Genomic DNA, 12,111 nt, shown 5'->3' on the forward strand with positions numbered 1-12,111 from the left:
CGAAATAGCAACGCATGATTCGCTCTATGACAGGCTACGGAAAAGCTGAAGGGAACGTTGGAACCCGCAAGTTTACCGTAGAACTCAAATCACTCAACAGCAAGCAGCTCGACTTAAACGTGCGCATGCCTTCTTTGTACAAGGAGAAGGAAATGAAGCTTCGTAAATGGCTAGCTGACCGCGTATTCCGCGGAAAGACAGACCTCAGCATCTACTATGAGGCTGACGCTGCTGAGAAGCGTATGACGATCAATAAGGCGTTGATCTCGTCTTTTCACGAAGACTTGAAAGAGGTGGCTGATCAGATTGGCCAGCAAGACGTTGATTATCTATCGATGATCATGCGCATTCCTGATGTACTAAAGCCAGAACGCGAAGAGCTGAACGAAGATGAGTGGTCTCAGATCATGAAATTGATCGAACAGGCTTTCGAGATGTTCAATTCATACCGTGTTCAAGAAGGAGCTGGATTGGAAGAAGACTTCCGTGGACGAATCGCTAGGATTCAAGAATTGGAAGGCGGCCTAGACGATCTTATTGAGCAACGTATCGCACGTATCAAAGGACGTATCTCTGGCAACCTTGAAGAATTCATCGAGTCTGAGAAGTTGGATAAAAACCGCTTTGAGCAGGAATTGATCTACTACTTGGAGAAGATCGATGTATCTGAAGAACGTCAGCGTTTGAAGTCTAACACAGACTACTTCTTGGACATCCTGACCAAGGGCAATGCGCAAGGAAAGAAACTTGGTTTCATCTCTCAGGAGATTGGTCGAGAGATCAACACCCTTGGGTCAAAAGCAAATGACGCAGAGATTCAACGCGGTGTGATTCAAATGAAAGACGAACTCGAGAAGATCAAAGAACAAGTTCTCAATGTCCTCTGATCAGCATAACGGCAAATGCGTCATCTTTTCTGCGCCGTCAGGTGCTGGGAAGACTACGATCGTTAAGCACCTATTAGATACCCGAGAAGATTTAGAATTCTCCATCTCGGCCACAAGCCGAGCGCCCAGAAAAAAAGAGCGAGAAGGTAAAGATTATCACTACCTCAGTGTTGCGGAGTTCAAAGCCTACATCGAAGCTGGAGCTTTTGTAGAATGGGAAGAGGTATATACTGATCAATTCTATGGCACCCTCCATATGGAGATCGAACGCATCTGGGAAATGAACAAGCATGTGATTTTCGATGTTGACGTTCAAGGAGGTTTGAATTTGAAAAAGTCTTTCGGAGATAAAGCGTTGGCTGTCTTCGTTATGCCACCCAACCTTGAAGCATTAGAAGCTCGCTTACGTGGAAGAGATACCGAAACAGAAGAGAGCATTCGTCGAAGAATGGGTAAAGCAGCACAGGAATTGGCCGTCGCTGATTCTTTTGATGTGATTTTAATCAATGATGACCTCGAAACGGCAAAACAAGAAGCGAGCAAACTAATCGCTGATTTTCTAGAAGCATGAAGAAACGAACGGGTCTTTACTTCGGTACGTTCAATCCAATCCACATTGGACACCTGGTGATCGCCAACTTTATGGCGAATCACACAGACCTCGATGAGGTGTGGTTGATCGTTACCCCTCACAACCCGTTAAAGGATCGCGGAGATCTACTCCCAGATGATCATAGACTGCAAATGGTGCGCTTGGCGACCATTGACAACAATAAACTTGAGGTCAGCGATGTGGAGTTCAATCTTCCGCAGCCGAACTATACCATTAATACATTAGACCTTCTTCAAGAGAGATATAGCGACACCGAGTTCGTTCTGATCATGGGAGAAGACAATCTACGTTCATTGCATCGTTGGAAGGACTACGAACGCATTGTGTCGTCATATGACATCTTCGTTTACCCACGTAGTATTACCGAAGGAGAGAATACAGAAGAATCAGGGGTACTCGTTGACCTCAAACGGGTGACGATTTGTGAAGCACCGATGATTCGGATCTCGTCTACCTTCCTCCGCAATGCGATTCGCACTCAAAAAGACATTCGATACCTGGTTCCAGACAAGGTGATCAACTACATCAGCAATAATTATCTCTACGAGAAATAGTTGATATACAGCTGATTAGTAATTTTTTTCAAGCCCCGTCCATTTTTTGGCACGGGGCTTGCATTATGATGGGTGAAACACTTTAAAACCTAGGAACATGAAAGAACTTAGAAAAAAATATATGGCATTGAAGAGCCAGGCAATAGACTTAATGAAAGCAGGTAAAGTAAACGCTTACCTAGCCAAACTTCAAGAGGTGAACGACCTCAAATTCCAAATGATTCAACTCGCTGCTAGTCGTTAAAGATTAGTAAGGTTCAAATAGGTTAAAGGTTGGAAAAGCCTCCCGTAATGTCGGGGGGCTTTTTCTATTTAGGCCTAACAAGCAATGCTTCGCTTGTAATCTTCTACTAAGTACATTCCCCAATCCGCCATGGAATCAAAGATCGGTAGGAGCTCTTTTCCCTTTTCTGTTAACTCGTATTCAACGCGTGGGGGAGTTTCTGCGTATGAGGTACGTACGACAAGACCATCATCTACGAGTTCATTAAGCTGACTGGTCAATACCTTACGAGATACACCAACAACAGCGGCATTTAACTGCCCAAATCGCTTCTTCGAACGACTGAGTTGGTAGATGATGACTGGTTTCCATTTGCCTCCAACTACCTGTAAGGCTTGTTGTAGCGGGCATAGCGGGTTCTTACACTCTTTCATATCTCTTGTATCAGTTACCTCAAGGTAACCACTTTTTGACCTGATTTCTTATTCAAAGTTACAAAATGTAACTAATAAAAGTAACTTTGAGTAACAATTATCACCAACGATACATTAAAATGGAAAACAAAGTAGTATTTATTACAGGAACAAATAGCGGATTCGGTTACCTAACAGCAAAAGGTGCCGCAGCTAAAGGACACAAAGTATACGCTTCAATGCGTAATACCACTTCTCGCAATGCTGAAAGAGCAGCAGAGCTGAATGCCATCGAGAATATTACCGTGGTTGATCTTGACGTAACGGATGGAAACCGCGCCAAAGAAGTGCTCTCAGAAGTCATCGAAAAGGAAGGACGTATCGACGTACTCGTTAACAACGCGGGTTACTTCGGAGGCGGAATCGCGGAGACCTACACTGAGCAAGACGTAGAGAACATGTTTGACGTGAACTTGAAAGGGCCATGGCGAACAATCAAGTCAGCGCTTCCTCAAATGCGTAATCAAGGAGAAGGGTTGATCATCAATATTTCAAGTAGCCTTGGACGTTTCTCGGCTCCCTTCATGACTGTATACAACAGCACGAAATTCGCTCTAGAAGGATTGACAGAAGGACTGCACTTCGAGGTTCGTCCACTAGGAGTTGATGTTGTATTGGTTCAGCCAGGAGCTTTCCCAACAGAGATCTTCCAGAAGACAGCGTACGGAGCAGACCAAGATGTAACTGCAGGTTACGGACCATTGGCAGATGTGCCTGAGCAAATTGGAGAAGGAATGGGCAAAGCATTTGAAAGCCTTGACCTCAACCCTCAGATGGTAGCAGATGCGATCTTTAAGTTGATCGAAACACCGAAAGGACAGCGTCCGTTGCGCACCGTGGTTGATGGAATTACAGGCGAACACGTGAAGATTGCCAACGACAACGTGAAAGAAGGATACAGCAACTTCTTGACAGCCTTCGGAATGGCAGAAATGCTGAATTAATCAGCAACCTATATATAATCAAAGAGCCCTCCGATCCTTCGGGGGGCTTCTTTATTTTGGGGTGATCTCATACCACACACAACGTTGATGCTGTGGATAGTCTCCCAATTTCGGATGGTCAAACTCACCTTTTTTGGTCATCCCGATCTTCCGCATCACATTTTCAGAGTTGGTGTTCCTCAGGGTGCAGACTGCCACGATCTTAGATAGGTTTAGCGTTTCGAAAGCGTGCTGCAAACAACGTTTGGCACCTTCCGTTGCGTAGCCCTTCCCCCAGGCTGATTTCTTGAGGCGCCATCCAATATCAGTCGCGGGAGTGAAGTCGGTTTCATACTCTTGATAGGCAAGGCCAATGAATCCGATGAATTCTCCGGTCTCAATTACCTCTGTGGCATAGTAGGTATATCCACGTTTGTCGAAATGATCCTGCAAACGAGTAATGAACCCTGCGGTTTCCTCAGTTGATAAGGGTTTTGGGAAGTGCTCCATGACCTCAGGGTCAGCATTCAGTTGTGCAAACGCTTCAAGATCGTGCTCGTTCCAGGTACGGAAGCCGAGACGTTCAGAGTGGAAGAGGTAGTTCATTTTCATCGATTCACTCATAGCGCATCTTCGTCAACAGCTCTAGAACCTTCGCGGCAGATTTCTTTTGTGCTTCGAGATCTCCCGCCTCGGTGCCACCAAATTCGAAGGTGTGCTGCTTTCCATTGATTGTCATGGTTCCTTGGCGTTGAGTAGAAGGACTGTTCGGATTCCCTGATATCAGATGGCCCGCATTCTGGAACTGAATGTTCTCCAATTCAAATTTGAATCCGTTAGACTTTGCACGTCCTTCAATCATATCTGCCATGCGTGCAGATGGCCAAACTTGATCAGCGATGCCCGAAAACAAGATGATGGGTCCGCTTACCTTTTCTACTGGGATGGCTGCGCGATTGACAATGGCTTCATTCGAGAATCCGCTAACCCAGTAGGGAAGGGTTTGAACCATTTCGGCCTCTCCTCCCTGAAACTTCTCCATAGGTATGAAAGGAACCGCTTGACTACGGTAAGTCCAGCTGGGCTTCACTTGGTCTGAATTGTATGGTAAAACGGTGTTCGACCAACTCACCGAGGATGGTGAATAGGCAATCGCTCCATGTACGAGGTCAGGAAAATAAGAAGCTACTACTAAGGCCAGCTCGGCATTCCGTGAAGCTCCCATGACCAAGATGTTTTCCGGGTCTACTTCGGGCTGTTGACTCAACCAACCGGCAGCCTTTTCGAAATACTCCAAGGGAATTTCCTCAGGCAAAGCGGGGAGGCCTTCTTCTTGACAATAGGGGAGCGAAAGTCCCACAAATCCTGCCTTCGCAAGTTCTTGTCCCCAGTAGTCGCCCCAGGCTCCTCCGCCAATTAGAATGACGGCAGGCTGTTTTTCCGTTTCCGCGCTAGCGAAAAAAGAAGCTTTAAAATCTTGATCAGTGATTTCTTGAGGCTTAACACCATCAAACAAAAGACTGTCGAGGTATAAATAACCACCCACTACGACGATGACGAGCAAGAGGCTACCGATGATTTTCTTGGTGTTGTTCAAGTTGAATTTGTGCTAGATGATAATCTTCCTTCACCGGAAGTTGATTGTTAGGGAAAGATAGTGAAGAGTTGAATGCATTAAACTATCATTTTAAGCATCTCAACCTAACTACTTGCTCCCCATCGAATCTTCACTGCTGAAATCTTCTCTTGTTCTACTCGTTCTTCTGGCAATACAGTAAATCCATTTCTAAGATGGAAAGGAGGTGCTTGTCTAAATGGGCGCTGGGTCAAGATAACAATCAATAGATGCTGATTATTATATGTCATCTAGCTATTGGTTGACAGAGAAGATGTGATAATATGACCCTGGACCAGGTGTTCCGTGCAATTCTATATGAAGCGAAGGAAAATAATACCCCATTCCTCTGTTAGGGATCCAATCAGTAAACTTCTCAATCAACTTATCTGAGTATGATAATTCTTCTGCTACTGTCTCGAGCTTGAAACATGCCGGTGCCTTCAACGCATGAATTGAAATGGTATTTAAACACCTTATGATAATTACGTGCTCTTCATCTGGGATTTCATTCACCGGCGTCGTTTGAAGAAGCTTCGTTACACGTTCTACCAGGCCCAAAAAGTCGTTTTGTTCCATTGAAGGGGCGTAGGCAATATTGGCTTGCGGCATATCTGTTTGAGCATGAATCACAGCAGGTAGAGTGATTGCAAATGCAAATAACGCAGAGGCAAGAAGGAATTTCAATCGAAGCATAAGGCAAGTTAAGAAACGGGGATGCTTTACTCTAACTGATCAAAATGACCCGTTATTGTAGGCGATGATTTAAGCAAAAGTTGAGGTCATGTCCATCGACTTTTCACTTTTTCAAAATTCCACTGTAACTTTTCTTTATGCAGGTGCGTCACACTATCAAACAGCCTGTACTGAATCATGACTGTCGCCGAATACAATGAATGTGTACATTCCTTCGCTGATAATCTCTTCAGGTTCATTGTCAAGAACTTGAGAGATGAAGAACAAGCGCGGGATATTGTGCAGGACACCTTTGCCAAGCTTTGGTTGAAGGTGGAAGATGTGCCGTATGCGAAATGCAAATCGTACCTCTTCACCACCGGCTACCGTACCATGATTGATTGGATTCGTCGAGAGAAAAAGAACGCTGACTTTGAAAATGTAAATCAAAAGGCGCTCTCGCATGACAGACAGTACAGCGATTTGAGTGAGATCTTGCAAGATGCACTAGATCGAATTCCAGAGATGCAGCGAAACGTGATCATGTTGCGTGATTACGAAGGCTACAGCTACCAGGAGATCGGTGAAATCACAGGACTCAACGAATCACAAGTGAAAGTATACATCTATCGCGGAAGGGTAGCACTAAAAAACTACCTCGTAAGCATTGATCAATTGATATGAAGATCACCATCGAGAATTATGAAGCCTTTGTGCTAGACCACTTGGAAGGTCGACTCTCTGACGAACAGTCGGAGGCGTTGTTTGCGTTCCTTGATGCACATCCAGAATTGGAGGTGGATCTCGATCTTGACTTGGAAGGAATGTCAGAAACCCTTCCAAGCAGTGGTATTGATTTGTCGTCTCTTCTCGCTTCGGAAGGTGAAATGCCTGAAGCAGTAGATCTCTTCATGGCACGTAAGCTCGAGGGGGATGAAGAAGGAGAGGTTGGCAATGACCCATTAACGCAGAAGCATTGGAAAGCAATGCAGAAGACGAAAGTCGAAGCGCCATTGGTGTCATACCAAGACAAAGATTCTATGTTGATTCCTTCGGAAGTCACTTCTAAAGACGAGTGGTACGCTGCGGTCATGGAAGGTGATGTCAAAGGGCCTTGGGTAGAGCGTGTACTCGCTTCCGCGCTAGCGAAAAAACACCTGGCATTATTCAAGAAGACCAAGCTTCAAGCACCTGCTGTACCGTACGGTCAGAAAGAGGAACTCGAACGCACAGGTCGTGTAGTAGCCTTCCGACCGGTAATGTACCGAGTTGCTTCTATCGCAGCCGTACTAGTTCTAGTACTGGGCGCATTCTGGATGTTCACACAAGATGAAGGTTCAAACGGACAAATGGCACAAACAGGTAGCGATCTTGGAGTGGCACGTGAAGTGGCAGCATCGACACCAGCGAGTGAAGAAACTACGCCGGTGATGACAACCGTAGATTATGATGCGACGCCAAAGGGAACTCCTTTGTCACCATCGAATGATGTAGCACAAGAAGATGTGATTTCCAACCGCATTCCTGTAGTACAGTTTGCTTCAACGCGTGCTGTCGATCAAGTGCGTACAGATGGAGTGGCTGCTAATCGCAGCATCTTCCTTAATTCGAGCATGGGCGATGCCGTAGCTGACGCCACGCCAGCAGAAGTGATCCCAACGGAAACGCCAACCAAGGTTGAAGAGCCACAGAAGTTTAAAGACTTCGTATTCGCGGAAGCAGTGAACAAAGTGCTTGGTCGCGAAAAGGCAGAAGGTGAGAGTTTGGTAGAGGCTCTGGCTTCGAAAGTTGAAGAGAAAACAGCCTTAGACTTGGCCTTTGCATCGAAAGACAAGGCATCGAAAGATAAGGGCTTCTTCTTCCGGCTAGGGAAGTTTAGCGTAGAGCGCTAATCACGTATTGTTGAAGAAGTTCATCGTTCGATCTAAGCCGATCGATGCGAAAGAAAGAATCGCTTCGCAGCTGCGCTCTAATCGCTCTCCAAGACGAGATGATTCATCGTCATTCCATTTCCCCAACACATAATTCACCTGATGTCCTTTTGAGAACTCAGCGCTAATTCCGAATCGGAAACGTGGGTATTTCGTGGTGTTGATCAGCGCTTGAATGTTCTTCAGGCCATTGTGACCACCGTCTGATCCTTTTTTGCGAATACGAATTGTACCAAAAGGGAGCGCCAAGTCATCCGTGACAACTAACATGCGCTCAGCCGGTACTTTTTCCTTATCCATCCAATAGCGAACCGCTTTACCACTAAGGTTCATGTAGGTGTTCGGCTTGAGCAAGATAAGGGTGCGACCTTTGTGTTTGAGTTCAGCGACATCGCCGTAACGTTCGGTCTTAAAAGAAATATTGGACGCCCCGGCAAGGGCATCCAATATCTCAAATCCAATATTATGTCGTGTTCCAGTGTATTCCAGTCCAGGATTACCTAGTCCAACGATCAAATACTTCATGTAGCGAATTATTCAGCTGCTGCTTCTTCCGCTCCTTCCTCTGCTGCTTCGCCTTCAGCTTCTTCACTAGAAGCAGCAGACATAGCCGCACGAGTACGTTTCACACCAACAACTACATCAGAGTCAGCTTGTGCGATGCGCGCTCCTTCGATATTCATCTCACGAACACGAATAACGTCGCCGATATCAAGGTTAGAGATGTCAACCATTACGTACTCAGGAATAGACCCTGGAGTACCGATGAGGCGAAGACGACGGTGGTTTACCGCTAGACGTCCACCGTTACGTACACCTACAGAGTTACCTTCTGTACGAACTGGGATATCAACCCAGATCTCACGGTCATCAAACATTTGGAGAAGATCTACGTGTAGAATCTTATCCGTTACTGGGTGGAACTGCAGTTCGCGAATGATACAGTTGTACACTGTTCCATCTACGTCTAGTTCGATCTTGAAAACGTCTGGGTTGTAAACCAGTTTCTCAAGTGCAATTTCTGGGAGATGGAGGTGTACCTGATTGTCGCCACCGTAAAGAACCGCTGGAATGCGACCCTCTTTGCGCAGGTCCTTCGCATCTTTTTTCCCTACGCTCTCACGTGAAGAGCCGCTCAATGATGCTACTTTCATTGTTGTTTGATTATGAAATTAGAAAATGTGAACTGATAGATTCATTGTTCGTCAAGCAACGCATCACCTGTGAGAACAGAGGAGCAATGCTCAGAACTTTGATTTTATCAGTCGGTTTATCGTCTCTAAGAGGTAGACTGTTTGTTACGATCAGCTCAGTCAGAACAGAATCCTGAATGCGCTCGTAAGCTGGCCCACTCAATACTGGGTGTGTACACACAGCACGCACTGAGCGTGCTCCGTGATCCATCATCATGGCTGCCGCTTTCGTCAAGGTTCCAGCAGTATCGCACATGTCGTCGATGAGTACAACATCCTTATCCTTTACGTCTCCGATCACGGTCATGCTTTCCACTTCGTTCGCCACCTTGCGCTGCTTGTAACAGATTGCGAGGTCAACAGAAAGGAATTTTGCATAAGCGTTGGCACGTTTCGTACCGCCTGTATCAGGAGTCGCAATGACCAAGTCTTCTTTGCGAAGTTCCTCTAGGTATGGGAGGAAAATCGTTGAAGCGAACAGGTGATCTACCGGCACTTCGAAGAAACCTTGGATTTGGTCAGCGTGCAGATCCATCGTGATCACACGATCAACACCAGCGGCTGTCAATAGATTCGCCACCAACTTCGCTCCAATCGCCACACGAGGACGATCTTTACGGTCTTGACGTGCGTAACCGAAGTATGGCATCACTGCTACAATTCGCTTAGCGCTTGCGCGTTTTGCTGCGTCAATAAGCAACAAAAGCTCCATCAAGTTATCTGCAGGTGGGAAGGTCGACTGAACAATCACCACGTCTTTTCCACGCACTGTTTCTTCGATCGAGGTTTGAAGCTCGCCGTCTGAAAAGCGCTGGTAATTAACCTCTCCGAGAGAAGTTCCGTATTCCATGGCTATTTCCTTCGCAATGTATTGCGATGCTGAGCCGGAAAAGATCTTTACTTGATTATTCATGATGCCGCCGCGTAAAGGGGTGCAAAGATAGTGATTATCAGTCACTCGGCAAATCAGACAAGTCCTACAGAAGGCCGAGACGAATTTACCGTGAAAATGACTGTTAAAAGTAAGAGTGGTCTCAAATTAATTCCTACCTTCGAGATATCTGAAATGCGGTTTTAACTGGCCGCAACCAAGCTGTCTGGTGTAGGCAGTATGGCAACAGCCACTACGGTGGTTAAGGTTATCTGATTAGTTAGTTGAGAGCCAGGGCATTGTCTTGGCTCTTTTTTTTAACTATCAATCCAAGACTTGAATTCCTTTACTCGTTGACGACTCACAATCACTTCTTCGCTAGCTTCTGGTGCGACTTCTAGAAGTAGTCGATTATTGAAGTAGTTCTCGATTTTGGAGATACAATCGATGGTCACAATGAACTTTCGGTTAATGCGAAAGAACTGCTCGGGGTTCAATTCTCCTTCCAATTCATCCAGGGTTTGATCAATCAAGAAGCGTTCATTGGTAGCGGTTACCAAAAAGGTGGAACTCGCTTCACTGACGAACCAGTGAATGTCAGTTGTAGGAACAAAGCTGAGTCGTTGCCCCGATCGAATCAAGAATCGCTTCTTATAACTCACATTTGAACGGAACTCCTGCATCAAGGCTTTTAGATCTGGAAGTTGAGCACCTTGTTGCTGTGACTCAAACTTTTGCATCGCCTGCTCAAGCTGCTCTTCGTCAATCGGCTTCAACAGGTAATCTATGCTGTTCACTTTAAAGGCCTGAATCGCGTATTCATCGTGCGCTGTGGTAAAGATGACCGGACAAGGAACATCGGTCTTCTCGAAGATTTTGAAGCTCTGACCGTCTGCTAGTTGAATGTCCATAAACGCCAGGTCAGGTTTGGTTTCATCCAAATCTTCGACGGCATCTTCAATGCTGTCGGCAGTGCCTACCACACTCCAATCTGGTCGTAGCGCTTTCACCAATCGTTCAAGTCGTTGAGCTGCTGGCAGCTCGTCTTCAATGATGACTACTTTCATAAGAAGAGATGGTTAAAAGGGGTAAAACAACGGTGAAATGTTCGCTGGTTTGAATCACCTCAAGGGCCTCTTCACTCACCAGCTGGAAGCGGTTATCAATATTCTCAATGCCTGTGCCAGTACCTTCCATTTCTTGGTCTTTCAGCTGCAGGTTGTTGCGAACAACAAGGTTTCCTTCATCATTCGCGAAGATTTCGATCGTTAACGGTCGTTTACGGGAAACCACGTTGTGCTTGATCGCATTCTCAATCAAAATCTGCAGGCTCAGCGGCACTACAAATCGCTCTTTATCTTCTTCTTTGAGCTGAATATCGAATTTCAGGCTAGCGCCGAATCGCGTGTCCAATAAATAAATGTAACTCTCGATGCAATTGAATTCTTCTTCTAGGGTCACAACTTCCTTGTCTCGAATCTCGAGGATGCAGCGGTAAACGTTCGATAGTTTCTGAACGAATTTCACCGAACGTTCTGGGTCTTCAGGAATGATCGATGTCAAGGTGTTCAAGCTGTTGAATAAGAAGTGAGGGTTCACTTGACTCTTCAACATGCTAAGCTGACTTTGTAAGTTTTCCCGCTTGAGTTTCTCTGCTTCCGTTCGTGATTGACGTAGGCGAGAAGCAGACCAGATGGCTTCGTAAATGGTAATACAGAAGAGGGTCACAAACAAACCTGCTCCAAACCCTTGTCCTTGAATTTCAAGTCGGTCTTCTGGTGGGGTCAAGATGAACCCGATGAAGTTCACTAGGGCCGTAAAGAAGATGACGAAGAAGATGGTCAGCGCCACCCGCTTTTTATCTTGCTCCTTGTCAAAGAATTTCCTTCTAAATTCTATCAAAATTTGACGGTTCCCTGCCCATAGAATTGAAGAGAAGAATAAACTGGCACCCCATTGTGGACAGAACTCCATGAAGCTTTCAGGACGTTGACCGAAAAACAATGGCGGAATGATAAAGCTCACCACGGGAATTCCGAGAAGCACCATGATGCGGTCATCAAAGCCTAAGTATTTCGATTTGTTGCCTAGAAGTTTCACTGTTTCAGAAGTAAAGGTGGCCGCTGCCGCGACCACCTATTGAGTAATGCAAG

Annotated in this window: 17 protein-coding genes; 7 read left to right on the forward strand and 10 right to left on the reverse strand. The window is 45.8% G+C overall.

Annotated features, from left to right (window positions below):
• The first annotated feature begins 14 nt into the window (after window positions 1-14).
• The 4 genes from RA156_RS15600 (at window position 15) to RA156_RS15615 (ending at window position 2,298) form a co-directional block, all read left to right on the forward strand.
• Complete coding sequence (locus RA156_RS15600; protein WP_306641403.1) at window positions 15-887, forward strand: YicC/YloC family endoribonuclease; 873 nt, start codon at window positions 15-17, stop codon at window positions 885-887.
• Window positions 877-1,458, forward strand: coding sequence for a guanylate kinase (gene gmk, locus RA156_RS15605; RefSeq protein WP_306641405.1), 582 nt, complete (start codon window positions 877-879; stop codon window positions 1,456-1,458). Before RA156_RS15600 ends, gmk begins: the two co-directional genes overlap by 11 nt.
• Window positions 1,455-2,054 carry a nicotinate (nicotinamide) nucleotide adenylyltransferase gene (gene nadD / locus RA156_RS15610; RefSeq protein ID WP_306641407.1) on the forward strand — a complete coding sequence of 200 codons (600 nt, stop codon included), beginning with the start codon at window positions 1,455-1,457 and terminating at the stop codon, window positions 2,052-2,054. The genes gmk and nadD overlap by 4 nt, the downstream gene beginning before the upstream one ends.
• Before the next feature lie 97 nt (window positions 2,055-2,151).
• Window positions 2,152-2,298: a hypothetical protein gene (locus RA156_RS15615; protein ID WP_306641409.1), complete on the forward strand. Its 147-nt coding sequence runs from the start codon at window positions 2,152-2,154 to the stop codon at window positions 2,296-2,298.
• Window positions 2,299-2,372: 74 nt separating this feature from the next.
• Here RA156_RS15615 and RA156_RS15620 read toward each other — a convergent pair whose 3' ends face one another.
• Window positions 2,373-2,711, reverse strand: coding sequence for a winged helix-turn-helix transcriptional regulator (locus tag RA156_RS15620; RefSeq protein WP_306641411.1), 339 nt, complete (start codon window positions 2,709-2,711; stop codon window positions 2,373-2,375).
• A 119-nt stretch (window positions 2,712-2,830) separates the two neighbouring features.
• Here RA156_RS15620 and RA156_RS15625 point away from each other — a divergent pair, with 119 nt between their 5' ends.
• On the forward strand, window positions 2,831-3,694 hold the full coding sequence (locus tag RA156_RS15625) for an SDR family oxidoreductase (protein ID WP_306641413.1): 864 nt from the start codon (window positions 2,831-2,833) through the stop codon (window positions 3,692-3,694).
• A 51-nt stretch (window positions 3,695-3,745) separates the two neighbouring features.
• On the opposite strand, the gene RA156_RS15630 is transcribed toward RA156_RS15625, so the two are convergent.
• The 4 genes from RA156_RS15630 to RA156_RS15645 all read right to left on the reverse strand — a co-directional run bounded on the left by RA156_RS15630 (window position 3,746) and on the right by RA156_RS15645 (window position 5,984).
• Window positions 3,746-4,297 (reverse strand): GNAT family N-acetyltransferase, encoded by a 552-nt coding sequence (locus tag RA156_RS15630; protein WP_306641415.1) that lies wholly within the window; start codon window positions 4,295-4,297, stop codon window positions 3,746-3,748.
• Window positions 4,290-5,270, reverse strand: coding sequence for an acyl-CoA thioester hydrolase/BAAT C-terminal domain-containing protein (locus tag RA156_RS15635; RefSeq protein WP_306641417.1), 981 nt, complete (start codon window positions 5,268-5,270; stop codon window positions 4,290-4,292). Before RA156_RS15635 ends, RA156_RS15630 begins: the two co-directional genes overlap by 8 nt.
• A gap of 104 nt (window positions 5,271-5,374) precedes the next feature.
• Window positions 5,375-5,539, reverse strand: a complete 165-nt coding sequence (locus RA156_RS15640; RefSeq protein WP_306641419.1) for a hypothetical protein — start codon at window positions 5,537-5,539, stop codon at window positions 5,375-5,377.
• A gap of 4 nt (window positions 5,540-5,543) precedes the next feature.
• Window positions 5,544-5,984, reverse strand: a complete 441-nt coding sequence (locus RA156_RS15645) for a hypothetical protein (protein WP_306641421.1) — start codon at window positions 5,982-5,984, stop codon at window positions 5,544-5,546.
• 177 nt (window positions 5,985-6,161) lie between these two features.
• On the opposite strand from RA156_RS15645, the gene RA156_RS15650 reads away from it, so the two are divergent.
• The gene (locus RA156_RS15650) at window positions 6,162-6,647 is read left to right on the forward strand and encodes an RNA polymerase sigma factor (RefSeq protein WP_306641423.1); all 486 of its coding nucleotides are present in this window, start codon (window positions 6,162-6,164) and stop codon (window positions 6,645-6,647) included.
• The gene (locus RA156_RS15655) at window positions 6,644-7,855 is read left to right on the forward strand and encodes a hypothetical protein (protein WP_306641425.1); all 1,212 of its coding nucleotides are present in this window, start codon (window positions 6,644-6,646) and stop codon (window positions 7,853-7,855) included. The genes RA156_RS15650 and RA156_RS15655 overlap by 4 nt, the downstream gene beginning before the upstream one ends.
• Here RA156_RS15655 and pth read toward each other — a convergent pair whose 3' ends face one another.
• From pth to RA156_RS15680, 5 genes are all read right to left on the reverse strand, one after another.
• On the reverse strand, window positions 7,856-8,419 hold the full coding sequence (gene pth, locus RA156_RS15660) for an aminoacyl-tRNA hydrolase (protein ID WP_306641427.1): 564 nt from the start codon (window positions 8,417-8,419) through the stop codon (window positions 7,856-7,858).
• Between the two features lie 8 nt (window positions 8,420-8,427).
• Complete coding sequence (locus tag RA156_RS15665; protein ID WP_306641429.1) at window positions 8,428-9,048, reverse strand: 50S ribosomal protein L25/general stress protein Ctc; 621 nt, start codon at window positions 9,046-9,048, stop codon at window positions 8,428-8,430.
• A 10-nt stretch (window positions 9,049-9,058) separates the two neighbouring features.
• Complete coding sequence (locus tag RA156_RS15670; RefSeq protein WP_306641431.1) at window positions 9,059-10,000, reverse strand: ribose-phosphate pyrophosphokinase; 942 nt, start codon at window positions 9,998-10,000, stop codon at window positions 9,059-9,061.
• 275 nt (window positions 10,001-10,275) lie between these two features.
• Window positions 10,276-11,025, reverse strand: coding sequence for a LytR/AlgR family response regulator transcription factor (locus RA156_RS15675; RefSeq protein WP_306641433.1), 750 nt, complete (start codon window positions 11,023-11,025; stop codon window positions 10,276-10,278).
• Window positions 11,006-12,058 (reverse strand): sensor histidine kinase, encoded by a 1,053-nt coding sequence (locus RA156_RS15680; protein ID WP_306641435.1) that lies wholly within the window; start codon window positions 12,056-12,058, stop codon window positions 11,006-11,008. Before RA156_RS15680 ends, RA156_RS15675 begins: the two co-directional genes overlap by 20 nt.
• Window positions 12,059-12,111 lie beyond the last annotated feature (53 nt).

The sequence above is a fragment of the Sanyastnella coralliicola genome, assembly GCF_030845195.1.
GTDB classification, from domain to species: domain Bacteria; phylum Bacteroidota; class Bacteroidia; order Flavobacteriales_D; family Sanyastnellaceae; genus Sanyastnella; species Sanyastnella coralliicola.